Origin of the sequence: Curtobacterium sp. MCPF17_003, from assembly GCF_003224385.1 — a bacterium.
GTDB lineage: Bacteria > Actinomycetota > Actinomycetes > Actinomycetales > Microbacteriaceae > Curtobacterium > Curtobacterium flaccumfaciens.
This window is the reverse complement of the sequence record NZ_QKLC01000014.1, coordinates 69,507-92,994: the sequence shown is the minus strand read 5'-3', so window position 1 is coordinate 92,994 and position 23,488 is coordinate 69,507. Positions and strand designations below refer to the sequence as shown.

The window sequence follows — 23,488 nt, the reverse complement described above, 5'->3', positions numbered from 1 at the left end:
ACGCGGGCGACGTCCGTCAGAAGTACGTGATGCCGTGCGGCGTCCGCGGCGGCAGCAGCATCGCGCGGAGCAGCTCCACCGACGCCTGGTCCGCAGCGCGGACGAGCCCCGCGGCGGCCAACGTGACGGGGGAGACCGAGCCGATCAGCAGCGCACCGAGCTCCGCGACGTCGAGCTGGACGTCGGACCCGGCCACGTCGACGTCGTCGGCGACGCGCGTGACGGTGCCACGGGCCTCCTGGACGTCGAGGCGGTACGTGCCGGTGGTGAAGCCGAGCGCGTCGGTGACCCCGAGTGTCAGGGACCCGTCGACGGCGAACGGCCGCGAGGCCAGCACCGCCGGTACGTCGAGCACACGCAGCCAGACGTGGTCCTCTTCGTGGTCGACGTCGTACGCACGGTTGTCGCCGAGCGCGGCGACGATCGGGTCGTCGAGGCGGGAGCGGTTGTACTTCACGACGTCGTTGAGGTCGACCGAGAGCAGGAACTCCCACAGAGCGGTGTAGGCCTGGTCGTCCGCGTACACCAGGTCGACGATCTCGACCGCGGTGTCGGAACCGCGGTCCTCCTTGACGCGCCAGGTGACGTAGCCGTCGATCTCGTCGGAGCCGTCGGGACGGTGCACCGCCGCACGGACGTCCTTCGCCTTCTGCCCGTCGTGGCCGAGCAGGCCGAACGCGACCGGCCAGGTGCCGGTGTTGCGGACCATCGAGCCGGGGGTGCGGGCGTGGAACCGGTCGAAGACCGCCTTGCCCGGGCCGTCGGCCAGCCACTGCGGCGTGACGACCGACACCGTGCCGGACGTCGGGGCGAGCAGGGGGAGCGCACGCTCGCGGCGCACGTGCACGGCACGCTCGCGGATGGCGCAGCCGAAGCCGAAGCGGCGGTAGATGGTGCCCTCGGACGCGGTCAGCGACGCGACGGCGTAGCCCTCGGCGACCCCGCGCTCGAGCGCGTGCGTCATCATCCGGCGCAGGATGCCGCGGCGACGCTCGGTCGGGCGGACGGTGACCGCGGAGATCGCCTGGGTGTCGACGGAGGAGCCGTCGCCCCAGCTCAGCGCCTTGCGGAACCACGTGAAGGTGCCGGCCGGCCACGTCTCGTCGACGGACCCCGGGAACGGCTCGCGTACGTAGACCCCGAGGAACGTCTCTTCGTCGGCGATGAAGTACGACGCCATGCGGGCCGCGCCCTCGGGGTCGGGGTCGGCTTCGTGGAAGCCCATCCCGACGGCCTGCATCCACGCTGCCGTCTCGGCGTTCGGTGCCCCCTTGTCGTCCGTCCCGGGCGCGAACTCGCGCAGCTCGTAGCGGTCGTCGAATGCCTCGTTGCTCACGTCCCGACACTATCGGGACCGGGTGACGTCGCGACAGGCGCGTGGTCGGTCCGGTCGGCCTGGAGGCCCGGATCGCGTCCGGTGGACCGTGTGCCGTGTGGGGTCGGCCGGCTCAGGGCCCGTGCCCGGTGCCGCGTCAGTCGGTCGCGCCCCGCGGGGGATCGACGAGCAGCCCGACGCGGTCGTCCAGGTAGTCGGCGAGGGGGACGGCGGCGCCGGCCGTCGGGGACCACCGGACCGACGGCACGTCGTCGATGACGACGAGCACGCCCTCGGCGTCGAGCAGGGAGTCGTCGACGGGGATCGGGGCGGCGCCGTGGTTCACCGTGTCACCGGCGCTGAAGTGCCCCTTCGCGGCGGCGGCTCGGTAGGCGCGACGGACCTCGGCCGAGACCGACTGGTACTGCGACCGACCGGGTTCGGTGACGCGGGTGATCGACCCGGTGGCCCAGACGCGGCCGGCGGTCTCGGGGGACGACCCGATCAGGAGTGCCCCGACCCGCCACACCCGACCGAGGGGCCGCATCGTCGGGTCACGACGGATCCCGAGGACGGCCTTCGGCTGCACGTACTCGCCGAGTGCTTCGTCCGGGACGTCCGCGGCGCGGAGCCGTCGGGCCGCTGCGTCGAGGAGCTCCCGCGCCCGCTGCACTCCGTCCGTCACGTCCACCGAGCCTAGACCGGGTGGTGGTCGTCGTCTCGGTGGTGGTCCGTTCGACGTGGTGCGCTGCGCTGCGTCGTCCGTGGCTGGTGCCGACGCGGCGGGTGTCGGCGCGGTTGGTGCCGTCGCGGCGACGGCGTGCGGCGCTCACGAAGCCCGCGGTCATCATGACCGCCCCGTAGGTCAGGAGCACGCCGGCGACCGCGGGGACGAGCCAGCTCCGCGACCCGTTGACGATCTGGTTGACGATGCCGATCTCCGGCACGGAGTACCAGACCACGCCACGGACCTGCACGGCGGTGACCGGTGCCGGGTCGGCCTCGGCGTTGTTGTCGCCCTTGAGCACGAGAGTCCGCTCGCCGTCCGACGACGACGACACCGAGACCACGCGGTGGCTGACGACCGCGGGCTGGCCGGACACGATCTGGTAGGTGACGACGTCGCCGACCCGGATGTCGTCGATCGGGGTCGGACGGACCACGAGCAGGGTCCCCGGGGGCAGGGTCGGCTCCATCGACTGCGTCAGGACGGTGAGCGGCATCGAGCCCGTGGCCTTCGGCACGACGATCAGCACGACCGCCAGGGCAGCGACGAGCAGCAGGAGCCCGGTGCTGAGGCCGAGCACGACGGCGTGGACGACGGCGCGCCAGCCGGTGCGGGGGGTGGGGGTGCTCATGCGCCGCATCGGATCGCCGCCCCGTTGTCCTGCGTGAAGAGCGTGACCTTGCCGGTGCCCGCGACGGTGCTCGTGGGGTTGCCGGCGCTGTCGAGCACCTTGACGGTGACGGTCAACGTGCCGGAGGTGCCGGCGCTCGCGGGGACGTCCGTCGGTGCGATGGTGATGAACGCGGAGTAGTCCTGTGCCTTCTGTCCGACCGGGGTCGAGCCGACGAAGGCCCCGTACCAGGTGTCCATCGGGCGGTTCGCGGCGTCCCACCGGATCTCGACGTACCAACCGCCGTGGTCGGTGCAGACCAGCGCGGGGGTCGTGTCGACGACCGCAGCCGGGGTGGTCAGGGTGAAGCCGCCCGCCACGACGCCCGAGGTCCAGGTGCCGCTCGTGACGGTGAGGTTGACGTTCACCTTGGCGGTCGAGGCAGCCGGGGCCGACGACTGCAGGGTACTGCGCGTGCACCAGACGGCGGAGGCACCGGCGGCGAGCTTCGCGCTCATGCTCGGCAGCGACGCCCAGGTGCCGGTGACGGACCCGGAGCCCACGGCCGTGCTCGTGGTGCAGCCCGCGGTCGAGGCGACCGGCCAGGCGACGACGGTGACGGCCTTGGCGAGTGCGGTCGAGCTGCCGGACACGACGGAGACCGTGGTGGTGGCGGTGCCGGCGAGGGTGCCCGAGTCGGTCAGGGTGATCGGCTTCGTCGTCGAGGTGACGCTCGACGAGAACGCCGTGGTGAGGGCGCTCGTGCCGCTGATCGACGCCGTGACCGTGCCGACGGTGGTGCTCGCCGCGGTGGTGCCCGACGCGCTCCACAGTGCCCACGCGGCGCTCGAGGTGCCACCGACGAACACGGCGGTGAGCAGCACGGTGACGAGGAGTCGGAGGCGGCGGTTCATGCGGAGACCTGCGTTCCGGTGACGGTGAGGGTGAAGTCGGTGGTGGCACCGGCGACGGTCTGCGGGGCGTCGGCGTCGAGGCCCATCTCGAGGCACGCGATCCCGCTGACCCCGGCCGGCAGGGTGAGGGACCCGGTGCCGGTGTCGAAGGTGGCCAGCCGACCGCTCGTGCCGGTGAGTCCTGGTGCGCACTTCGCGGCCGACGACACCATCGCGAGGTGGAGCGTCAGTTCACCGGTCGCCGCCGCGACGGACGACTTCGAGGCCGTCGTCGTGACGCGCACCGACAGGGGGACCGACCCGGTGTTCCGCACCGTGAAGGTGCCGGTGGTGCTCGTGCCCGGCCCGAGGACCGCGGTGTTCATCGCCGTGGTGCTGCTGACGCTGACGGTCGCCGTGGCGGAGCGCACCGTGGTGGCCGCCGTGCTGGCGGTCCCGTTCCAGAGCGCGTACGTGCCGCCGGTGCCGAGGAGCGCTGTTCCGACCGCGACGACCAGGGCGAGCGCGACCGGCCAGACCCAGCGGTGCCGTCGGGCTGCGCGGTGGCGTCCCGTCGTCCGCGGTGTGGCGGTCATGTGCCTGCTCCTGGTCGTCGTGGTCGGTGGGGTGCGATCGGTGGATCAGGAACCGATCGCGGTCTGGGTGAGCGTGAAGGCCAGCGCGCTGAGGTTGATCGAGCCGCCCTGACCGGTGGTCGCCGACGCGGGGAGCGTCACCGTGAAGACGACCTTGACGGTCGACGTGGACGAGGACGGCGAGACCACGAAGGTGTTCGCGTTCGACGAGGACTGCACCACCGAGGCGCTCGTCGAGGTGACGGCCAGCGTCTTCGTCGTGGCGGCGAGCAGCGCGGCGTCACCGGTGATGCTCTGGTTGGCGTAGGTCAGGTTCGCCTTGAGGTCCTGTCCGGTCGCGCCGATGTTCAGCGTCTGCGTGAACTGGAACGTGTTGCCCGGGACCATCAGGGCCTTCGTCGGGTCGATCGCGGTGGAACGACCGTTCGTGATGTCCGTCCAGGCGCCGTCGTTGTTGGCGCTCAGCGTCAGGGTGCCGGCGCTCACGGCGGACGCGGCGCTCGAGGCGCTGGCGTTCCAGAGGGCGAACGTGCCCGCACCGCCGAGGAGGAGTGCGACGCCTGCTGCGCCGGCGATGGCACCGGTGACGATCTTGTGCATGGGGAGGATCCGTTCCTGCGTGCTCGGGGCACGCTGAAGCCCACCGGGGACATTCGGGCGTCGTGTCCGGTGGGGAGGTTGTCATCGACCCAGTGGTTGGAGGGGGTCGCGGCTGACCGGTGCCGAGAGCGGTCGCCGGGCCCCGGAGCGCATGTGCTGCTGCTCGGGCGGGCTGGACTCGCTCTGGTGTCGACGTTACCTGTCCCCCAAAGTGCGGACAAGTGAGAACGATCGTTCACGTGAACCCAGAACGGGGGTCATTTTGGTCCCCGACAAGGAGGACACGTTTTGTACCCCGATATTCTGAGCGTGCGCTTTGCGTGCGCAGAGCGATCACAGAAGGAATGCCGGTAGGCACGGCGTCGTTGCACCGTCCGGAAACGAGGAGGGCCCATGGACATCGTGCGCTGGTTGTTCGACGCGCAGATCGTCATCGGTGACCAGACGGTGCTCTGGCGCGAGGTGATCGGCAACGTCTTCGGGCTGCTCAGCGCGTTGGGCGGCATGCGTCGGAAGGTCTGGGCCTGGCCCGTCGGGCTGGTCGGCAACGCCCTGCTCTTCACCGTCTTCATGGGGGCGCTCTTCGACACCCCGAACCCCGTCAACCTGCTCGGGCAGGCCGGCCGCCAGGTCATGTTCATCATCGTGAGCATCTACGGCTGGTACCGGTGGACGCACCGCCCCGAGGACGCGACGACCGTGATCGACCCGCGCTGGGCCTCCTGGCGGACCCGTCTGCTGCTCGTCGTCGGGATGATCGGCGGCACCGCCCTGCTGACCCCCGTGTTCCGGGCGCTCGGGTCGTACGAGCCGGTGTGGAGCGACGCGTGGATCTTCGTCGGCTCGCTGCTCGCCACCTACGGCATGGCGAAGGGGTGGGTCGAGTTCTGGCTCATCTGGGTGGCGGTCGACCTGGTCGGCGTGCCGCTGCTGTTCTCCGCTGGGTACTACGCCTCCGGGCTGATGTACGTCTTCTACGGCGTCTTCACCCTGACCGGGTTCTTCGTGTGGAACCGTCAAAGGCGTGTACGAATCCCGCACGTTGAGACGGTCGGCGCGTAGGCAACGTGCGGTGTTGATACCACACCGCGAACTGCCATCTAGCACACAAACACACAAAGCCCTGGTCAGAGCGGTGTGCCGCGACACGCCCAAGCGGTGATATCCACACTGTGGGGAGAACAGACTCACAGGGTGTGGACAAGTGTTAGTGACCCCCCATGGATCCGCGGAAAATCGGGGGTCCGGGCGTGTCGGTCGGTTGTCCACAGGGTGTGGAGAACTACATGGATGTAACTCTTTCTCCACAGAGGCCCCCGAACTGTGGGGGCCGCGCGGTAGGCTCTGTAACGCAAGCAGCCCCGACCACTCGGGCCGGGGCGCTGCACAGTAGCCAGGTCGGCGGTCAAGCCGTGGAAAGTTGGGCCGTCGCCCTGGCGGATCGGAGCACAGCTATGCCTGCAACCCCTCGGAACCCGCGTACGAGTCCGTGGCACTACGGTACCACTCAGACGACAAATGTCACTCACGCGGCGTTTACCGTCCGGAGTGTCACGGGAGTCCTGAGCAACATGCTCATGACGCTCATCGCCTCTACCAAGCTCGGAGCGCTCATGTACGAAGCGTTCGAGTGGGCGGATCGGATCGGACTGCTCTGGTAGCAGGCCGGACTGAACGACGACGCCCCCGGCCTGACGGTCGGGGGCGTCGCTCGTGTCACCAGCCTTGCGTCAGCCGGGGCGGGTCTGACTGGTCGGGGCTGTACCCGTGTCGGTGGCCGTTGGCGCATGTGCCGATCATCTTTGGCGCTGCCAAGCGCTTACCGTGATCCGGATTGGAAACGGGCGTGACGGTGAGGTCGCAACTCTTGCACTGTGTCTCGAACATGGGGCAAAGGTACGACCGGCCCCCGACACCCCGGAAGCATGAGAATGCCCCGGGCTGATTCAACCGTTGATGGCACCCGGGGCATGGTCATGGGACCGAGACTGACGATAGCTGATTACGCCGGTCCTAGATACTGCACGTTCATGAACGTGGCCTGCCCGCCGTCATTCACCGCGGGAACGTTCGTGACGTTGACACCCGAGTGGAAGAGCACCGACAGCGTTGTCCCAGCTGTGACCACCACGTCCACTGTCAGCGCCACAGAACTGGTAGCGCCGGTACCGGTGCTTGGACCGGTCGCGTAGGCGGTGCCGTTAAGCAACAGGCGGATGTTGTAGTAGGTCGCGGTACCGCCTTGGAGGGCTTGGATCGTGACGCGGTAGCGGCCCGCCTGGTTCATGGTGTGTGCTGTGTTCGCGACGTTCGGGGTTAGGCAGTTGCCCACGTTGCTCTTCACGGAGTCCCATGGCACACCCCAACCCGCACCCGTGGTGTAGCTGTAAGACGCGCCACGAAAGAGAGTGGCAGCCGGGATGATTCCCGCGGTCGGATACCACCCCGACGCGACTGCGCCGGACGCGGCTGTCAGGTACATCTCTTCGCGGGACAGGTCAGTGCGCCACACCCGCTGACCGGGCATCGGGGCAGGGATAGCGGCGTCACGCGCTGCGGAGCTTGCAACAGCGCCCGGGCGCAATAGAGCGGCCTGCGTTGCGATGGCCTGATCTTCCAGCCATTCGTCAAGCGGGGTTATGTCATCTGTGCCGTCTGGTAGCGGGATACCGTCAGGGGAAGTGTAGCTAGTCATATTCTTTCCTAAGCGAGCGGGTTAGCGTTAAAGTCGCGGAACTTCTGGCCCGCGTGCTGCGTGTTGAATTGGTTGAAGCTGAGGACCGGGTACTTCCGGGTGAAGTCCGAGAAGGTGGCCCCAGAAACGATTTCGTTGACCTCGACAGTGATTTCCCAACGGTTGGGGTCAATCGAGTGCGTGAGCGACAGGATGCGGCAGGTCTGATCGATGCCGCCGTACCGAACTCGAATTGGCGCACGTAGCTCAAGCCATTCGAGAACGTCAGGACGTGATTGCACATTGATCGTGAAACGGCTGACCACGTATTTCGGGCGGGACAAGGAACTCATGAGGTCTTGGGCACGACGGCTGAGGTTAGACCCGTACGCGCCCTCCGAGTACATGGACATGTCCACCGACGATGCGTGCGCGCCCCACCTGCGGATTGATGAATCCGCCGTGATGGTGCTAGACACGTCGGCCGTATTGCCGGTGGCCACGTCACGCCCGTGATTGTTGACGGCAAGCGTGTTAACTACATTTTTAGTGTCGAAACCTAGGAATACGTCCGTGTAGGAGATATCGGAAGTCGCGGTATCTCCTACGCTCAGGTGTGAACCGCTGTTCAAGAACTGACGACTGACGATAACCTCACCGTTTTTGTTGACCCACCAGCGCGCACCGACCGTGTTACAGGCCACGTCGAGATGGTTTGCGAGGTTCGACTGCAAAGCGATATCCGAGAGCTGGTAGCCCTTGGGGTCCGAGATGCGGGTTACCTGCATTCCGCGCATGGTCAGCGCCAATGTGCCGCCGCCTGCTGCGTAGGTGGTATTAGCGCCTGCGACCTGCTGGAACTGAATAACACTCTTAGAACTGTTCACCTTGAAAGTCAGGGACAGCACCATGCTCTCCCCAACCTGGCTCACGGACACCGGTTCTGAGTACTGGTAGTTCGCTCCCTCGGCGTAGCGAAGTTGGAACATCCCCAGCGTGACGTTTGCGGCCTCTTCTAGAGTTACGTTCATGGTCACGGTATAAGTGGCGTTCAGGTTGAGGTCTGTGAAGAGACGTGCAACGGTGGTCGGAAATGTCCCGACGCTCGCGTTTGTGGTGGTCCAGCGATACTTAACCCCGGGGCCAGCAACGAACGTTCGTGATGCAACAACCCCAGTTGATGAATAACCCGTCCAAGACTGATCGGACGCGCCGGGCCAGGTGTAGACGGTAGTGTCCATGTTCGGGGCGTAGTTGATCGGAACCAAAGCACTGGAAGCAAGCTGGTCAATCCGACCGGCGAAGTCTTGGAAACCTGCACCCGAGCGGGACACGACGCCGTTGCGGTCCGTGTTCGCAAGACTCTGCACCGCGTCTGTCGCGCTGATGGTGGTATAGATGTTCTTAGTTCCGGCAGCCTTGTCGTAATCGACGGTCTGGGATAGATCATTGATCGTGCCGGTAAACTCCGGCTTTTCCGCGGATACGGTGCTGACGTTCCACTTTGTGAAAAGCATGGATTGCGCCTTAGTGCCCGCTGGCTGTCCGTAGGCGTTCGCATACTGAAGGGCGCGGACACCGACGCGCCAGGGCTGATCGGCGGGCACGGTGAACGTGACGGGCGGGTATGCGGTCTGCGTAGCCGACACTGGACGTGGCGCACCGAGTGCGATTGTTCTTGTGTCCCAACCGGTGCCCGTGTAGACCACCAAAGCGGTCGGAACACTCCATACGCTTTCCGACGCTACGTCCGCCGCTGTGGCTGTGACGGTGTACGTTTCGCCCGGGATAAACGCATCCGGGCGCACGTTGGTTGTGGTCTGGTACGGCTCCGTGCGTGCGAATGGAGCACCTTCCTGCACGCCAATGTCAGCGCCCGCACCGAGGTTTTCCCACCAGACCTTGACACCAGCGGAGGACGCACTGAGACCTTGATGGAGGTCAATATACTGCGGCGCTGCGATAGCTGTAGTTCCCACGGAAGTACCCAGAAGGTTCCACAGAACCTTGCTTGACTGCGCCTTGCGAACAACACGGATTGGGCTGTTCGGCTTCAACGCAGTCTCGTTCGCAAGGTCCAGCGCACCGTAAAGCGTTGCCGTTAGGCTGCCGACTTCCATAGCGGTAGATGCGCCGTTCTGTGAACCGCCGCGGGTGATATCAACCTTCGTGGCGAACGGAGCAAGGTTGCGCCAATTGCCGGTGAGCTGATCCCAGACCTGGAAGGTCAGGAAGTTTGTGACTGGGCGTTCAATCATGAGCGGACCCCGTTTCTTCGGTTGAAGTCGTCAAGGCTCTTGTGGATGACGCGGCCTGCCTCAGGGGTTGGCTCTAGCATCTGAGCGTTGACGTGATAAGTGTTGATGACGACCTGACGACCGCCCGCGTATCCTGCGAGACCGTCAGCGGAGGCTAGTTCCGGAGTGCCGGACAGCACTGTCTTCCCGAGCGCGGTCATTGCTCGCTCGACCGGCTTCAGCTTTGAGAGGCCGTTAGCGAATCCCTGAATCGAGAACTTTCCAAGCTTGGCCATTTCGCGGGAGGGAGAGTGAATACCGAGGATGCCCTTAACGGAACTCATCAGCTTGTTGCCGATGCTCGATGCGATGGAGGCAATGGCACCCATGCCGTTGGTGATACCGCGGACGAATCCATCGATCACGCGCCCACCAGCGTCCACAAGCCACTGACCGGCAGCACCGAGGGCGGACGTGATCTTGTCCTGGAGGCCGGTCACAAAGTTGACGGCCTTAGCAACGCCGTCTCCGATGCCGGATGCGAGCTGGCGGGCCTGCCCGACGATGCCGTTGACCGCTCCAGTGACAACGCCGGAGATTGCGCCCCAGACGCTGGAGAAAATTCCGCGAACTAGGTTGAGGCCCGCCGTAATGACCGACTTGACAATGCTGATCGCGCCAACGATGACGCCCTTGATGACGCCCCAGACACCAGAAACGATGTTCTGGATTCCGGACCACACTTGCTTCCAGTTTCCGGTGATGATGCCTGTCACGACCTGAATAATTCCCTGCACGATCTTCATTGCAGCGGAGATGATTGGCACGATCGCCTTGAAAACCGTGGTCACAACGGGCAGCAATGCGCTGATGATCGGGATGAGTAGACCAGCAATCTGCGAAATGAGCGGCGCGATTGCTGCGATGAGCTGAGCGAAGACCGGTGCGATGGCTGAAAGGGCAGAGCTGAGCACCGTCACGAGCTGCACCGCAATCGGCATGAGCGCGACGAACACCTGAGACAGAAGTTGAATGAGGATGTTCGCGACCGTGGTGAGGACCGGTGCAAGGGCAGTCATAACCGTGCTGAGCGTTGTGAGCGCGGTACCGGCAAGCTGACCGATCAGGGACACGAGCTGTGGCAGGACCGGTACCAGGGACTGAAGCACGATCCCGAACGGGGAAACGCTCGGAGCAATGGTTAGGAAGGCTGCGCCAATCTGCTGAATGACCGGCAAGAGCGGACCGAAGGCCTGCGAGATAATCGGGCCAAACGTTTGGAACGCACCAGAAATGAAGTCAATGGCTACACCGAGCGGTCCGCCTCCGGAGAGCGTGGTCGAGATAGCATCCGCGATGCCTTGGACGATTCCAACAAACTTCTCGGATTCGCCAAGCTTCTGGAGGAAGACAGCAATACCGCCGCCGACCTGCGAGAGAACCGGTAGGAATGCTCCGCCGATAGTCTCTTGCATGTTGCCGAAGGCGTTAGCGATCTTTTCCTTAATTCCGGCGAAGGTGTTACCGAAGGCCTCGGCTGATCCGCCGAATTCCTTGTTGACCTCCGCAAGGATGACGGCTTGGGCCTTGCCCGTCTCACCCATCTCGGCGTACTGCTTGATCTGAGCCTTCTGCTGCTCCGAGAACGTGACGCCCTGCTTTGTAAGCTTGGACATACCGGCAACCGGGTCATTGACGGCTTTGGCAAGCGACTGCGCGGCCTTGACCGGATCGGTACCGAGAGCGGTAGCCATATCAAGGGCGCTCTTGGTCACGTCATCAAATTGCTTACCTTTGATGTTGGTGAACGTCGCAACCATATTCTCGGCGCTCTGGATAACCTCATCGTCAATTCCGGTGAGGTTGGAGAGCTTTAGAGCTAGGTCACCGATTTGGTCTGCGCTTCTATCGGCAGCACCGCCCGTGCTCTTCACAACGGCGGCAGTCTGGGCGGCGACCTTCTCGCTCTCTGCCGCAGCGTCAATTGAGGACCTGATGAAGGCACCGACGCCGACAGTGATCGCCCCCACAGCTGCGGCACCAGCAAGGGCGACCTTCCCGAAGCGCGCACCAAACTTGTCAGCGGACCCCGCTGCGCCGTCCATTCCACTTTTAAACTTCGACGTTTCGGCAAGGACCGAGACGACAATTGACGATCCTGCCATTTGATGCTTCTCCGGTAATATGACACCAGTAGGCGGAGTAACGGAACAAACCCCCGCCCACTGGCGGTCTAGTGCTTTCGCTGTTTATTTCGCCTGTTGGTTTCGTGGATGATCGCGTTCCGTTCTGCGACCGTCAGGCGGTAATATTGTTCTGGCGTGAATCCAAGGGCGACAACAAAGGTCGCCATATCCTTTAGCTGGCCTTCACGCCGGGTTCTTCCCCCGCGTCTTCATCCTCAGACTGCGGGAGCAATTCGTTCAATTCAGAGACCTTTAGGTCCAACGCATCTTCAAGTGTGAAGCTGGGGTCTTCGCGCTTCTTGTAGACCGTCGCCATTGCAGCAAGGAACATGCCCTGCGGGCGGTCCTCGCTGCCAGCGACAGAGCCGATGGAAGCACCGATAGTGTTTTCAATGAAGTTGAGTTCGCGGATAGTGAAGTCATCCAGACTTGCCATGAGTAGTGTTCCGTTCTACGTGTTGTTAACCGGCGAGGTCATTACGCCGGACGATTTCTTCTAGGCCCTGCTGAAGCATGTCCACAGCGGTGCTTTGGTTGCGGTTTGCAGCATCCGTCAGATAGTTGGTCCCTCGAATGTTTCGGGAAGGCCATCCGTAATTCTGGACGCCCGCATAGGGGGCGCGAGCGCCACCCGCACGAACCACGGCCTTTGTAGCGCCGCGGCCCGCGCGAATGGTGTCGCTGAGCTTTCCTGTCTCCTTGGGAACGCCACCCTGAGCCGCCCCCACAACAACCTCTCCGATCGCGTGCATGAGGTCTTTCATGTCCTGCGAATCAGCACCGGCTTTGCGGAGACCCCTGATGGTCTTATTCAGACCTTCGATTCGGACACGGCTATCACCGTTGCCGAACTCAATGACGTCCTGAGGCATGACTACGAAACGGCTCTCGTAACGTCACCAATGACGGTCCACTCGAAATCGAACGTCCAGTCATCTCCGCTGATCTGTGCGTCACCACCGAGGTCAGGTCGCTTGCCGATCTTCACGTTTCCGGAGAAGATAGGCGCGTCCGCCGATGCTGTGGTGTTGCCATTAGGGGCGAGCTTGAATGCGACGGTGGTTCCAACGTTGAGCCACGCGTACGTCCAGAAAGACGTTGCCGTGGTGCTCTGGATAGCGGTACCCGAAAGGGTTGCCTGGAATTTGCCGCCTGCCTCAGCATCGGCAAAAGTGACGGTGCCGGAGTCGGCGTCATCCCAAGTGAGAGTGACGTTTGTGGCGTCGGCCTTATATTCGGTCGTGCCGAGGAGGAAGCTGAGGGTCGTTCCACTCATACGCTTCGATGTTGCGGTAGGCATTATTAGTCTTCCTTAGAGATTGATTGTGAAGCTGATTTGAAGGTCAGCTGCAAGGTAGGTCTGGCCGCTGCCCGTCGCGATTCCATAGGGACTGGATGCGCCATCAATTGATATGCGCCCGTCGTCCGCTAGAAAGGCGTTTGCTGCATGGCTGATTGCGTTGTCCACGTCGGCCTGTTCTTGTTCATTTGAGCCGGGAGACGAAACGTAGGTGACGCGAAGGTGGAGAACGGCGGTCCCGAAGGTGCCCCCGCTTGTGAGGTAAGGCGCATCCGGAACTACGATGAATCCGGGGACAGTTAGCCGGGCCGGAATGAATGTGTAGCTTGTGGCCAAATTCAATCCGTCGAGAATGTCTGCGATGTATTCGCGTTCGGCAGCAAGATCAAGGCTCATGCGAACCACCCGACATACGGCGCGATGATCGGGTACACCGGGGTCAGGGGGTCTCTCGCGAGCCTGATGGGTGCACCATCCGGTGAGGCGAATTGCGAGACCCCCTGCGGGGCAGATTGCCGAGCGTGTATCTCGGATGCTGCAATCAGGTACGCCTGGTCGGTGACGGCATCCGGGATATTGGTGACACCGGAAATGGCGCGGTCAACTAGAGCAATGCCCGTTGAAAGGGCACGCTCTAGTGGAGCATCGTCGCCGCGGGCGTCACCGATGTAGGCGCGGAAATCGTCAAGGGTAACCATTACGCAGATGCTGTCTTCTTAACAGGAACGATCGAACCTGGCTCTTCGTGAGCAACAGCGACATACCCGTATACGGAGAAGTCGCGAGTCAAGTTGATGATGTTGTCGTCCTGAAGCTGCACGAGCGGGCTGCGGTACTCACGGAGTGCGGCAGCGTTCACGAATGCAACGTTCCCGGTTAGGAGTGGATCAAGCACGACGGTAACGCCTGCAATCTGGCCGGTGATCCCCGTGAGGTTCAACGTTCCGATTGTGTTGACGGCCTGGCCTCCACCGTTGAGGGAGAAGAGCGGGCGACCGTCTGCACCAACGAGGTGAGATACTGCCTTGAATCCGGCGCGGTCCACAACGAGAGCGTCGAGGGTGCGACCGTTCTGCTGGTACAAACCAGCGGCGTCAATGATGCCGTCAAGCCACTTCGTATAGTCCGTGCTGGTCACGTCGAGAACAACGGTGTTGCCAGCTGTGGTCTGTGCGGCAACCTCTGCGGTGTACTCGGCGCGGAAGTTGGCGTCCAAGTAGGCGGCGGCGGAGTTGGCCTGAGCAGTGAGAGTGTGGTTCAGGTGGTTGATAGAGCTGCGCTCGATGACCTGACGTGACAGCTCGGTGTAGCCACCGAAAGTCTTTACGTCGGCGTATTCCTGGTCGAATGCGACCTTTCCGAATACAAGGTTGTCGCCCTCATTGGCCTGAGTTGCAACCTGAACGCTGTTGCTCTTTAGCTTGGAGTATTCGAGTCTCATGCCCTCGGGAGGGAGTGTGCCGGTCGAGAAGATTCCACGCAGCGGGGAGGCGTTGTAAACGAGGCGGGTGAGGTCACCAATGAACTGCGGACGGACAACCGAGTCCGAAAGCTGAGCGCCTGTGTAAGCGCGGTTCACCGTGTCAATGGTGTCCTGGTCGCCGGATGCGATCGCCTTGACGATTTCCCCAGCGGAGCGGGTATCTACGGCAGGCGCTACCTGCTCGGCTGGTCGGGAGGCGAGAACGTCGAGGCGGCGCTCGATGTTCTCTACTGACTCGCGTACCTCAGTGAGGTCCGCGTTGTTTGGCTGATCTGCCATTGGAGTTTCCTTAATAGTGTTTATGGCCTCGCGGACCTGGGCAACGTTCGCGTTCGCGTACGCTGGGAACGGGACGACAGAGACTTCCTTTAGCTCCGCACGGGTGCGAACAACCGTGCCGTCATCGTCTGTTCGGGACTCCACTGGAATGAATCCAATGGAAAACTTGTCTACGGCGTTGTCACGTAGGAGGGTGAGGACGTCACGGCCTTGCGCCGTGTCGGAGATGCGCGCCTTGATATAAAGGCCTTCCTCGCGATCCTCAATGTCTGTGACGCGTCCGATAATCTCCGAGTGGGACCAGAAAAGCTTCACGCCTTCGGAACCTTCGAAAGCACCGCGCTCAACCATTTCAGTGAAATCGCCACCAATACTGGTGCGCTGGCCGTACGGCACTGCGATGCCCTCGACAATTCCTGTCTCGGTATCTGCGCGGAGCTCAACGGCTCTGGTTTGAATCTCACTCATTAGGTTCCTCGGCTTCCGGGTCCTCGACGGGGCCGGTCGGGTTCTGTGGGTACGGGACGGATGCGGTCTGGAGGACCGGTTCCGGGCTGGTGATAATCGCCTTTTGGGCGTTGGTCTGATCGATGGTCAGATCAGGGCTGGTCTCGATCTGATTTGAGACGTTTTCAGCCATCGGCCTCACCGTCCTCGGCAGGGGCCGGCGGTTGAGCTACCGGAGCGGAGAGCGTGTCCCCGCCATCAACCGGTGGTAGGCCCTCGATGGCGCGGATTTCGTTCTTGGTCATCCATGTCGCCATTGCGTAGGTGGCATAGCGTGTCTGTGTATCCGCGCGGAGAAGGGCTTCGAAATTGAACCGGACGACACCAACACCAGGCAGAAGGCTCGACAGGGCGTCTTCTATTTCGAGGACGTACGGGGCCATTCCAAACTTTTGAAACTCAACCCACGCCTGGGAGATGTTCTGATAGGTCTGGCTTGTGCCCTCAACGTCAGCGAGAAGCATGGAAGCGGGGATATGGAAAATGCGTGCAACCTGAGTAGTGGAGAATCGCTGAGACTCAATCCACTGCGCTTCTTTGGGAGAAAGCATTACGGACTTGTAATCAATGCCCTGCCCCATGACCGGGATTCCGTCAGGGTCTGATACCGCTTCAGTCCATGCACTGCGGGCTTCCGAACGGCTTTCGGGTGATAGCTGCTGGTCTGCCTTCAGGTACCCCTTGGTTGGAACTCCACTGCGCCCGAATACGTCACCGGCGAAATCGCGAGTGTCAAGAGCGGAGCGGAGGTCTCGTGCGCCTGCCTGAATCGGTCCGAGACCGTAGGCCTCACCCGGGCGGCGGAAGACTGCGAGGTGCTTCACCTGGTCGGGACGGAGCATGTCTGTACCTGCGAGGTACCCGCTGACAGCGCCCGTCTTTGGGTCCGTGTGGATTGACACGGACCGTGGGTCGAGTACCGAGAGGTTGAGGACCCGACCCGCCTGGTCGCGGTCCACTTTCCAGTAGGCGTTACCGCGGGTTGCAAGACTGATAACCGTCAGCTCGTTGAAGGCGCGCTGAGACTGGGAGGCGTTTGGCTGACGGACCCACGCTGGGACTGCGACCGCAACGTTATTGCGGTACACGTCTATTGATGCCTGCTTCACACCGGTCGCGATGAGTCCTACAGCGGCGTAAACGGTGGACAGCGTTAGCGCTGTGTTCGGCTCTACGCTGAGCGGAGCGTCACTGCGTGACGGCGCACGGCGGGCAAGGCGGTTGTCACCAGAGTTGGTGGCAGGCGGAACGTCAGAACGCGTTTCCCGCGTCTTCCAGAGTTCGTTCCAAACACCCATTACTATCCCGTCGTATTCGATATATCAATTGTAATTGATAATCGGGATAGTGACTTGAGGGTTTAGCTAATCTGTAGCCCCATATCTTTACGCGTTTCGGCGACGTAGACCGCTTCGACTGTTGCAATAACTGCATCAATATCGGAGCCGGATGCGCCGCGCACAATGCGGTAGGCCTCCCCTTGGGCTTTCGTTCCCGCGCGAGGGAGCTGCATGGTCATCAGCGGGTCCCCGGGATGACGGAGCTTGCCGCGCGCGGTGAGCGCGTAGAGCGTGCTCGGTGCCTGGTACTGCTGAGCCTGTCCAAGTGTCTGCACGGGGTATCCGCGGTCCTGGAGTCGGGTGGCGAGTTCCTTGAGGCCATACGCGTCCAGCACGAACGTCTGCACGCGCCCCGTCTGCCACAGGGCAACGGCCATGCGCTCCAGTTGATCCAGAGACGGCCGGAGCGTGGAGCCGACCAACTCGGTCCATACCGCGCCGTCCTCGGCCTTCCACGCGGCAGCGACCGTTGCACTGCTCCAGTCAGTGGTGCGGTCAATTGCGATGACGGCCTTGCCAGTCGGCATCGGCTCGACCGTTGAGGCCTTCCCCCAAAGGGAGGAATCCATGAATCCGGATGAGCCGGAGACGAATCGGTTGAGTCTGTACCGGATCGCCTCATCAGCAGGCATGCTCCGCACGTCCGCAATGACGGCAGCGAGGTTGCCCGCTGCGTGCCCCTCTGCGAGGGCAGGACCGGCCTCCATGAGCAGCCGCCCAAGCTCGGCGTCATCGTCCGGAATGCGGGCCGCTGAGGCCTCATAGATGAACGCACCGAAACGGTCCAGGTCACCGGCTATGGCCTTGTCTGCATTGATGTAGAGGCTCTTCAATAGCTCACTGGAATCGTCCCCGGCGGTTGTGATCCCAACAACAATCCCGTTACGGCGTCCACCGAGACCGTTCAGCAGGTCCGTCCACAACGCGGGCTTCAGAAGGTGAACCTCGTCGCAGATCGCAACTGAGGTCGGGATGCCCTGAAGGCTGGCACTCTTCGCGGCCTTCACTTCCCAACGGCCGCCCTCAATAGTGCGGAGTCCACGGGTCTCCGTAAGCTTGGAAAACCGTCGCTTCAAGGCAGGGTTGGAGGCCACTACATTCGCTGCTCGGTCATAAACCAAACGCGCTTGCTCGGCGCTGCTGGCGATACCGACCACATACGCGCTTGCACCCTCACGCAGCAAGCCATAGAGACCGATGGCAGCGGCAATCTCGGTCTTTCCCTGCTGGCGCGCCATCGAAATGATGACCTGGCGGTACCTCAGTTCACCGGCGAGCGGGTGCCCGTCCGGGTAGACCTCGAAGACGCGGCGGAGTAGGTCTATTTGCCATGCGTCGAAGTCGTGTCCGGTGGCTTGAATCCACGCGTAGCGGAGGGCTGGAAGGTACGGGTCTATATCGGACGGGAAGACACCGGACAGCGCCGGTGTCATTCTCATGTCTGTAGCAACGCTTCCAGCGGATCGGTGGTAGCAGGGGCCTTTCGTAGCTCCAGACGCTTCACCAAGTCCCTATAAGTCAAGCCGTATTGTCCGTGCAGACTCGATACGGATGGATCGGTGTCGATCTGCCCTGCGAGCAAGCGGAGCTGGCTAATTGCCGGAAGATCAGCGTCAATAAGGTCTGTTTCAACGTCACGAATGAACCGCTCTGTGGCGGCGGAGAGAGTTGCCTTGCGGACAGTCATAGTTGAAACATTCTGGGTTCTGCGAGTAAAAAGTTGAGTTTGACGGGGACTCGACGGCCGACCGTCAGAGAAGACCCCCGCCGGTCAGGCCGGAATTCTGGTCAGCCAGTTCGGGTTGACCCATGCGCGGCGTACTAGATCGCGGACGCCCTTAGATGAGTTGTCGGACCTACACGCACTGACACAGTTATCCATAGTGTCAAGTCCTCCGTTTGCTTTGCTTAGGAGGTGATCTACAGTGCGACCATTGGGTCCGTTAGTTGCATCTAGATCGACACCGCAATACACACAGCGGTAGTCATCCCTCTGCCATACCCGGAGCTTCAATGCCTCCCACTCAGTGCCCTTACTGCTGTGTTGGCTCATCGCTCTCTGCCTGTCTCCGTGCTTTCTCGTCTATGTCGGCGTGGGCCTGCGCACGGTAGCGGTCGCTGAGGCCGTGCGTGTCACAGGCTGCGTCCACGATCTGGTGGAGGCGTGCCCGTAGTTCCTCGCTCATGACTCTTCCTTCTCAATCTCTCGCACTGTGAAGCGCCATATGGCGCTCAGAGCCTTCAATTCGAAGACGGTCATACCGTCATCCGGAATGTTGTTCAAAGCCCGTCTGAGGGCTTCCAGGCGTGTCTTACGGCTGGTCATTGGGGGCCTTCCCGTCATAGATTCGATGGCACATGCGGCACCGGGGGCTGTAGTCCCATATGTATGGGGACCATTTCATGATCGATTCGTATTTGTGGCCATCCGTGGTCATCTCCACAGATGCAACCTGCTCATAATCGGAATCGCCGTTATAGCTCCATTCGAGTGCGGGCTTTCCACAATCCACGCATACCTGAGCTTTTGCGAGTCCTCGAATGCGCTTGAGTTTCAGATGCGCACCGTTGTACGAAATAGGCTTTGTGCTTTCGCTGGCTGGTGCTTTCGGGTGCGGCACATAGTGCTTTTTGTACCATTCGCGTTTATAGCAAGGCCCGCAAAGGCGTGACGCCGAATTCCGGGCAGGGTTAACCTCGCATCCGGGGCAAAGCTCTTCAACGTCCATATATCTATTATCAGTTATATTTCCGGATGCGATTGAGGCTTCAAACACTTTTTTGCTGTGGACAACCCTTTGATTACCGCGTCAAATCGGACGTTATAACTGATTGAGGATAAATCGCTGCTCTGCGACTCTCCGACAATTGGAATAACGAACGGAGCACAAATGTCAATCACGCTCGATCACCAGAATCGAATCATTATCCGAGATGGCTCAAAGTGGGCCGACTATATGCCAGTACAAGGTGGATGGCTCTTTGAGCAGGGCAACGCGTACCTGCTTGGACCCGTGGACGCCCTCATAACATGGGAGAAGGTTTACCGATATGCATGAGGACCAGGACTCGACGCTCTGGCCTCGCACGGCTGAGGCCTGCCTGATCGCAATTGGACATGAAGTGAGAGGTTTGGTCAAAGCCTCTCTCGGTCATTCCGAATAGCCGTACAATAGTAGAACAGCCACAATCTCACCCTCGCGGCTGTTTACCAAATTCTTCCGCCCGGCTCCCTCTATGTTGTGAGATTCATAGAGGTTGAGCCGGGCGGTTCTTATTTCAAGAAAGATAATTATGACTGAACTACCCAAGCCCTCGGAGGCCCCGGGGGCGGCAATGATTGACGAAAATCTTATTCAAGACTCGTTACTTGCTGAGTACATTGCAACGGGCAAAGTGACATATAGCACCGGTCGCATCAACCCAATTGCCCCTCTTCGCCATTCGTTGCGATGGGTGAAGGACTGGGGATGGATGCAATGGGACGGTCAGGTGTGGTCAGCTGTACCCGAACCCGTTGCTATTGACGTGGTTCGCGCCATTCTGAAGGAGATGTTCGTCAAGGTCATATCCGCTCACCCGGACCCTCACACGAACACGCAGTACAAGATCCTCCTAGCTAAGAACAAGGCTGTCAACGTCTCCTATTTCCTGAAGGGTCTGCTCACTACGGATGCGGCGGAATTCGACAGGTACCCTGATTACCTCAACGCTCAGAACGGCATCATTGACCTGACGTCTGGCACAATCTTCGATCACCACCCCAAGTGGATGCTCACGAAGATTACTGCGGTGGATTACTACCCAGGTGCAGAGCACAAGGACTGGCACACGGCGCTACAGGCCCTTCCCGATGATGTGCGGGAGTACATGCAGGTTCGATACGGGCAGGCCATAACGGGCCACCCTGTGGACGATGATGTACTGATCATTCAGAAGGGTGGAGGCCAGAACGGTAAGTCAACGATCACGCAAGGTATCCATAGGGCCGTAGGCGGCTACGGTGTCGTGGTTCCCGACAAGGTGTTGCTTGCCAACCCTGGTGAACACCCCACGGAAATGATGACACTTCGCGGTGCTCGTTACGCGCTCATTGAAGAGACACCGGACGGCCACCGGCTCCCAACTAAGCGCCTAAAAGACCTGATTGGAACGCCTGTCATGACGGCGCGTGCCATGCGTCAGGATTTCGTGAGTTGGAACACAACACACACGCTGTTTGTGGACACCAATTATGACTTACAGGTTGCCGAGACCGACCACGGCACGTGGAGACGGCTTCAGCTGGTCCTGTTCCCATATAAGTACGTGCACCCCTCCGAACCGCTCATGGCCCCTAACGAGCGTCATGGCGTTCCCGGCCTACGTGAGCGCATCCGTGACAACACTGACGCACAGCTTGAAGCCGTTCTGGCGTGGGTAGTGGAGGGCGCGCGCCTCTGGTACGGCAACGATCGTGCGCAGCTACCGACGCCGCTGACCATTCAGAGTGATACTCAGGCATGGCGCGCCGAAGCTGACTTGATTCTCGCGTATGCCCAAGATCGGCTGAGTTTCGATCCGACAGCTATGATGCCTACCACTGATCTGTTCGAAGACTTCACGGACTGGCTCAGGGAATCTGGCCGGTCAGTCTGGAATGACCAGACCTTCACCAGCCGCTTCAGCACGCATGACTTGTGTAGCCGCAACAACGTCACAAAGGACCGCATCAATGTCAACGCGTCAACAATCTTCTCTCGACGCTACGCTTTTGGGGCATCAACCCTGACGGGCAAGGTGCGAGTTTGGAAGGGCGTTCGGTTCAATTCATGAATTTGGACCGGGGTGGACCGGGGTTGTTTTTAAGAGCCTATACAAGTGAGTATAGAGCTTTAACCAAGTACCCCGGTCCACCCCGGTCCAGAAGTGGAAATAGCCCTTTGAGAACCGTGCACATAAGAATCTGTCAATCCTTTCCATATAGGAGGACAGTCCCGTCTACCGATATATATTCAATCATTAAATAGAAAGTTGATCATGCCTGATCAGTACAAAGAGCTTCCGACGGGAACTGACGTAGAGATACGGCTTGTGAATGGCGAACTCGTCGGAGGCACTCTCGGCAATCGTGACGACCGGGGAATTTACCTTGATGGGCATGGAGAGAAAGCTACGCTGATTCCGTGGACTGCCATCGTTCGTATCAACTACTGACAAAGCGAAAGCCCCGCGGTTGACTGATTCCGCGGGGCTTCCCATATCGGGATTGAAATGGGTACTTCTATCATACAGCTTTACCGTCCGAAAGGCGGAGGATAGTAGTACGTTCGAAATCGGCCATCTCTCCGCGTTTCCCGTCCGGGCGCGTCACGGTCACGGAGAACATGCCCCGGATAATGTCACGGCGCTTCTCCAATTCGAGGGTTTCCCAGAACGCTGGGAACCCGGCTTCCGAGTAGTTGTCCGCTCCCGCTGCGACCCACGCGGCCCGGGCCTCCGCTGCGATCCCGTTCGCGGCGCTCTCTCCGCGTTCCCGGACAATTGCAGCCTCAACCTCGATGGAGCGCGAGTCGATCTGAGTGAGGCGCTTCCGGACCACGGTGCGGTCGATACCCGGCTCGAACATCAGCTCAGTGGCCTCTGAGCGGCGTTGTGCCAGCTCCGCAGACTCGGTGAGCAGGGAAGTTAGTCCCGCGCTCACGACGGCGTCAGACGGCTCTTGGATGCGCCATTGGAAGCCGACCGCCTCAATGACGAACCCGTCTAACCGGTCCTCTCGGATGCTGACGTGCCCGCCGTTCGAAGCCCTGCACTCATACCGCTTCAGGCGCGCTGTGAGGGTCGCGCCGCACACCCCGCACGTAGCGATGCTCGACAGCAGGTGGACGGGTTTATTGCCGGGTGTAGTGCGTCGGGATGGGGCGTTCAGGATTTGACGGACGGCCACGGCGTCGGCGCGGGGGACCACCGGCGTGATGTGCTCCGAGTCCGCGACCGTCCCAAGGTGTTCGACCTGACCGCCGTAGGCCGTGACTTTGCATAGATCACGGAGTCTGCGGGTGTTCCACTGCGAGGCGCGGCCTCCGGTCGGGACCCCCTCAGCGTTCAGCTGACCGGCAAGGCTGTAGAGGGACCCGCCTCCGAGCACGTGCGCGAAGATGCGTCGGACCACCGCGGCCTCATCCTCCCGGGGTGTAATTCCGTCCGTTTCATACCCGTACCGGCGTCGGCCGGGGACAGGCTTCCCTTGTGTCACCCGGTGCAGGTTCGCGCGCTTTTGACGCTCCGATTTGCGGCGAACCTCGAACCGGGCGAGTGCTGCGGTCATCGTCGCCCTGAACTCTCCGTCAGCGGTCGCCAGGTCTATCTCCCCGTCTACCGTCACCACGCGAGCGCCAGACTCGATCAGTGCCAGCAGGTCGGCTTGTCCCCGCAACAGCCGGTCCAGGTCCACGGCGACCACGTACCTGAATTCTCCCCGCCCCGCGGCTGCGAGCATCCGGCCCCAACCCGTTGAGGCCCCGCGGCTCTTGAACGCTGAGGCCCCGTTGTCCTCGAACACCTCCGCGACCGTCCAACCGCGGCCCTCTGCGAGCTTGCGCGTACGCTCACGCTGACGGTCAATGCCCTCGGCGTTTTCCACGCTTTGCCGGACGTAGAGGGCTGCACGATCACTCATACGGTCAATGTACGGTTCCGGGTGTGGATGCGCCAGCGGGTCCGCCCGCCGGCGGCGCCCGTGACCGTCGGCTGACCGCC

General features: G+C 61.8%; 24 protein-coding genes. 3 read left to right on the top strand and 21 right to left on the bottom strand.

Annotated elements, in window-relative coordinates; translation table 11 throughout:
• Positions 1–16 precede the first annotated feature (16 nt).
• From DEJ30_RS14025 to DEJ30_RS14000, 6 genes are all read right to left on the bottom strand, one after another.
• Positions 17–1,336 (bottom strand): GNAT family N-acetyltransferase, encoded by a 1,320-nt coding sequence (locus DEJ30_RS14025; RefSeq protein WP_110862331.1) that lies wholly within the window; start codon positions 1,334–1,336, stop codon positions 17–19.
• Positions 1,337–1,472: 136 nt separating this feature from the next.
• Positions 1,473–1,904, bottom strand: a complete 432-nt coding sequence (locus tag DEJ30_RS14020; RefSeq protein WP_110862330.1) for a hypothetical protein — start codon at positions 1,902–1,904, stop codon at positions 1,473–1,475.
• Positions 1,870–2,673 carry a signal peptidase I gene (locus DEJ30_RS14015; RefSeq protein WP_258369962.1) on the bottom strand — a complete coding sequence of 268 codons (804 nt, stop codon included), beginning with the start codon at positions 2,671–2,673 and terminating at the stop codon, positions 1,870–1,872. The genes DEJ30_RS14020 and DEJ30_RS14015 overlap by 35 nt, the downstream gene beginning before the upstream one ends.
• Positions 2,670–3,566, bottom strand: coding sequence for a hypothetical protein (locus tag DEJ30_RS14010; RefSeq protein WP_110862328.1), 897 nt, complete (start codon positions 3,564–3,566; stop codon positions 2,670–2,672). Before DEJ30_RS14010 ends, DEJ30_RS14015 begins: the two co-directional genes overlap by 4 nt.
• On the bottom strand, positions 3,563–4,141 hold the full coding sequence (locus tag DEJ30_RS14005) for a TasA family protein (protein ID WP_110862327.1): 579 nt from the start codon (positions 4,139–4,141) through the stop codon (positions 3,563–3,565). The genes DEJ30_RS14010 and DEJ30_RS14005 overlap by 4 nt, the downstream gene beginning before the upstream one ends.
• A gap of 45 nt (positions 4,142–4,186) precedes the next feature.
• A complete protein-coding gene (locus tag DEJ30_RS14000; RefSeq protein WP_110862326.1) occupies positions 4,187–4,741 on the bottom strand; it encodes an alternate-type signal peptide domain-containing protein in 555 nt (184 codons plus the stop codon).
• A gap of 393 nt (positions 4,742–5,134) precedes the next feature.
• On the opposite strand from DEJ30_RS14000, the gene pnuC reads away from it, so the two are divergent.
• On the top strand, positions 5,135–5,803 hold the full coding sequence (pnuC, locus tag DEJ30_RS13995) for a nicotinamide riboside transporter PnuC (protein ID WP_110862325.1): 669 nt from the start codon (positions 5,135–5,137) through the stop codon (positions 5,801–5,803).
• A 940-nt stretch (positions 5,804–6,743) separates the two neighbouring features.
• Here the strand turns inward: pnuC and DEJ30_RS17940 are convergent.
• The 14 genes from DEJ30_RS17940 to DEJ30_RS18675 form a co-directional block, all read right to left on the bottom strand.
• Positions 6,744–7,436: a hypothetical protein gene (locus tag DEJ30_RS17940; RefSeq protein ID WP_146238604.1), complete on the bottom strand. Its 693-nt coding sequence runs from the start codon at positions 7,434–7,436 to the stop codon at positions 6,744–6,746.
• An 8-nt stretch (positions 7,437–7,444) separates the two neighbouring features.
• The gene (locus DEJ30_RS17935; protein WP_146238603.1) at positions 7,445–9,673 is read right to left on the bottom strand and encodes a hypothetical protein; all 2,229 of its coding nucleotides are present in this window, start codon (positions 9,671–9,673) and stop codon (positions 7,445–7,447) included.
• Entirely contained in the window at positions 9,670–11,817 is a 2,148-nt protein-coding gene (locus DEJ30_RS13980) for a phage tail length tape measure family protein (protein ID WP_110862322.1), read from the bottom strand. Before DEJ30_RS13980 ends, DEJ30_RS17935 begins: the two co-directional genes overlap by 4 nt.
• Positions 11,818–12,010: 193 nt before the next feature.
• Positions 12,011–12,274 carry a hypothetical protein gene (locus DEJ30_RS13975; RefSeq protein ID WP_110862321.1) on the bottom strand — a complete coding sequence of 88 codons (264 nt, stop codon included), beginning with the start codon at positions 12,272–12,274 and terminating at the stop codon, positions 12,011–12,013.
• Between the two features lie 25 nt (positions 12,275–12,299).
• The gene (locus tag DEJ30_RS17930; protein ID WP_146238602.1) at positions 12,300–12,710 is read right to left on the bottom strand and encodes an HK97 gp10 family phage protein; all 411 of its coding nucleotides are present in this window, start codon (positions 12,708–12,710) and stop codon (positions 12,300–12,302) included.
• A gap of 2 nt (positions 12,711–12,712) precedes the next feature.
• The gene (locus tag DEJ30_RS13970; RefSeq protein ID WP_110862320.1) at positions 12,713–13,114 is read right to left on the bottom strand and encodes a hypothetical protein; all 402 of its coding nucleotides are present in this window, start codon (positions 13,112–13,114) and stop codon (positions 12,713–12,715) included.
• A 36-nt stretch (positions 13,115–13,150) separates the two neighbouring features.
• Positions 13,151–13,534 (bottom strand): hypothetical protein, encoded by a 384-nt coding sequence (locus DEJ30_RS17925; RefSeq protein ID WP_146238601.1) that lies wholly within the window; start codon positions 13,532–13,534, stop codon positions 13,151–13,153.
• Positions 13,531–13,836, bottom strand: a complete 306-nt coding sequence (locus DEJ30_RS17920) for a hypothetical protein (protein WP_146238600.1) — start codon at positions 13,834–13,836, stop codon at positions 13,531–13,533. Before DEJ30_RS17920 ends, DEJ30_RS17925 begins: the two co-directional genes overlap by 4 nt.
• On the bottom strand, positions 13,836–15,368 hold the full coding sequence (locus tag DEJ30_RS13965) for an HK97 family phage prohead protease (RefSeq protein ID WP_110862319.1): 1,533 nt from the start codon (positions 15,366–15,368) through the stop codon (positions 13,836–13,838). The genes DEJ30_RS17920 and DEJ30_RS13965 overlap by 1 nt, the downstream gene beginning before the upstream one ends.
• Complete coding sequence (locus DEJ30_RS17915; protein ID WP_146238599.1) at positions 15,361–15,540, bottom strand: hypothetical protein; 180 nt, start codon at positions 15,538–15,540, stop codon at positions 15,361–15,363. Before DEJ30_RS17915 ends, DEJ30_RS13965 begins: the two co-directional genes overlap by 8 nt.
• Complete coding sequence (locus tag DEJ30_RS13960; protein WP_110862318.1) at positions 15,533–16,705, bottom strand: phage portal protein; 1,173 nt, start codon at positions 16,703–16,705, stop codon at positions 15,533–15,535. The genes DEJ30_RS17915 and DEJ30_RS13960 overlap by 8 nt, the downstream gene beginning before the upstream one ends.
• A gap of 62 nt (positions 16,706–16,767) precedes the next feature.
• The gene (locus DEJ30_RS13955) at positions 16,768–18,180 is read right to left on the bottom strand and encodes a terminase large subunit domain-containing protein (protein ID WP_181420145.1); all 1,413 of its coding nucleotides are present in this window, start codon (positions 18,178–18,180) and stop codon (positions 16,768–16,770) included.
• A gap of 2 nt (positions 18,181–18,182) precedes the next feature.
• A complete protein-coding gene (locus tag DEJ30_RS17910) occupies positions 18,183–18,434 on the bottom strand; it encodes a hypothetical protein (RefSeq protein ID WP_146238598.1) in 252 nt (83 codons plus the stop codon).
• 84 nt (positions 18,435–18,518) lie between these two features.
• Positions 18,519–18,800: an HNH endonuclease gene (locus tag DEJ30_RS18675; RefSeq protein WP_110862316.1), complete on the bottom strand. Its 282-nt coding sequence runs from the start codon at positions 18,798–18,800 to the stop codon at positions 18,519–18,521.
• Between the two features lie 1,241 nt (positions 18,801–20,041).
• On the opposite strand from DEJ30_RS18675, the gene DEJ30_RS13945 reads away from it, so the two are divergent.
• Positions 20,042–21,562: a phage/plasmid primase, P4 family gene (locus DEJ30_RS13945; protein ID WP_110862315.1), complete on the top strand. Its 1,521-nt coding sequence runs from the start codon at positions 20,042–20,044 to the stop codon at positions 21,560–21,562.
• A gap of 204 nt (positions 21,563–21,766) precedes the next feature.
• Positions 21,767–21,943: a hypothetical protein gene (locus tag DEJ30_RS18270; RefSeq protein WP_181420144.1), complete on the top strand. Its 177-nt coding sequence runs from the start codon at positions 21,767–21,769 to the stop codon at positions 21,941–21,943.
• A 70-nt stretch (positions 21,944–22,013) separates the two neighbouring features.
• On the opposite strand, the gene DEJ30_RS13940 is transcribed toward DEJ30_RS18270, so the two are convergent.
• On the bottom strand, positions 22,014–23,408 hold the full coding sequence (locus tag DEJ30_RS13940) for a recombinase family protein (RefSeq protein WP_110862314.1): 1,395 nt from the start codon (positions 23,406–23,408) through the stop codon (positions 22,014–22,016).
• Between the last annotated feature and the right edge of the window lie 80 nt (positions 23,409–23,488).

Excerpts from the sequence above, each read along its gene's own strand:
- DEJ30_RS14000 (WP_110862326.1), bottom strand. The coding sequence starts at position 4,741 with ATGCACAAGATCGTCACCGGTGCCATCGCCGGCGCAGCAGGCGTCGCA.
- DEJ30_RS13945 (WP_110862315.1), top strand. The coding sequence starts at position 20,042 with ATGACTGAACTACCCAAGCCCTCGGAGGCCCCGGGGGCGGCAATGATT.
- DEJ30_RS18270 (WP_181420144.1), top strand. The coding sequence starts at position 21,767 with ATGCCTGATCAGTACAAAGAGCTTCCGACGGGAACTGACGTAGAGATA.
- DEJ30_RS14005 (WP_110862327.1), bottom strand. The coding sequence starts at position 4,141 with ATGACCGCCACACCGCGGACGACGGGACGCCACCGCGCAGCCCGACGG.
- DEJ30_RS13940 (WP_110862314.1), bottom strand. The coding sequence starts at position 23,408 with ATGAGTGATCGTGCAGCCCTCTACGTCCGGCAAAGCGTGGAAAACGCC.
- DEJ30_RS18675 (WP_110862316.1), bottom strand. The coding sequence starts at position 18,800 with ATGAGCCAACACAGCAGTAAGGGCACTGAGTGGGAGGCATTGAAGCTC.
- DEJ30_RS13980 (WP_110862322.1), bottom strand. The coding sequence starts at position 11,817 with ATGGCAGGATCGTCAATTGTCGTCTCGGTCCTTGCCGAAACGTCGAAG.
- DEJ30_RS17930 (WP_146238602.1), bottom strand. The coding sequence starts at position 12,710 with ATGCCTCAGGACGTCATTGAGTTCGGCAACGGTGATAGCCGTGTCCGA.
- DEJ30_RS13970 (WP_110862320.1), bottom strand. The coding sequence starts at position 13,114 with ATGAGTGGAACGACCCTCAGCTTCCTCCTCGGCACGACCGAATATAAG.
- DEJ30_RS17925 (WP_146238601.1), bottom strand. The coding sequence starts at position 13,534 with ATGAGCCTTGATCTTGCTGCCGAACGCGAATACATCGCAGACATTCTC.
- DEJ30_RS14015 (WP_258369962.1), bottom strand. The coding sequence starts at position 2,673 with ATGAGCACCCCCACCCCCCGCACCGGCTGGCGCGCCGTCGTCCACGCC.
- pnuC (WP_110862325.1), top strand. The coding sequence starts at position 5,135 with ATGGACATCGTGCGCTGGTTGTTCGACGCGCAGATCGTCATCGGTGAC.
- DEJ30_RS13960 (WP_110862318.1), bottom strand. The coding sequence starts at position 16,705 with ATGGGTGTTTGGAACGAACTCTGGAAGACGCGGGAAACGCGTTCTGAC.
- DEJ30_RS14010 (WP_110862328.1), bottom strand. The coding sequence starts at position 3,566 with ATGAACCGCCGCCTCCGACTCCTCGTCACCGTGCTGCTCACCGCCGTG.
- DEJ30_RS17915 (WP_146238599.1), bottom strand. The coding sequence starts at position 15,540 with ATGGCTGAAAACGTCTCAAATCAGATCGAGACCAGCCCTGATCTGACC.
- DEJ30_RS17935 (WP_146238603.1), bottom strand. The coding sequence starts at position 9,673 with ATGATTGAACGCCCAGTCACAAACTTCCTGACCTTCCAGGTCTGGGAT.
- DEJ30_RS13975 (WP_110862321.1), bottom strand. The coding sequence starts at position 12,274 with ATGGCAAGTCTGGATGACTTCACTATCCGCGAACTCAACTTCATTGAA.
- DEJ30_RS13965 (WP_110862319.1), bottom strand. The coding sequence starts at position 15,368 with ATGAGTGAGATTCAAACCAGAGCCGTTGAGCTCCGCGCAGATACCGAG.
- DEJ30_RS13955 (WP_181420145.1), bottom strand. The coding sequence starts at position 18,180 with ATGACACCGGCGCTGTCCGGTGTCTTCCCGTCCGATATAGACCCGTAC.
- DEJ30_RS17910 (WP_146238598.1), bottom strand. The coding sequence starts at position 18,434 with ATGACTGTCCGCAAGGCAACTCTCTCCGCCGCCACAGAGCGGTTCATT.
- DEJ30_RS17940 (WP_146238604.1), bottom strand. The coding sequence starts at position 7,436 with ATGACTAGCTACACTTCCCCTGACGGTATCCCGCTACCAGACGGCACA.
- DEJ30_RS17920 (WP_146238600.1), bottom strand. The coding sequence starts at position 13,836 with ATGGTTACCCTTGACGATTTCCGCGCCTACATCGGTGACGCCCGCGGC.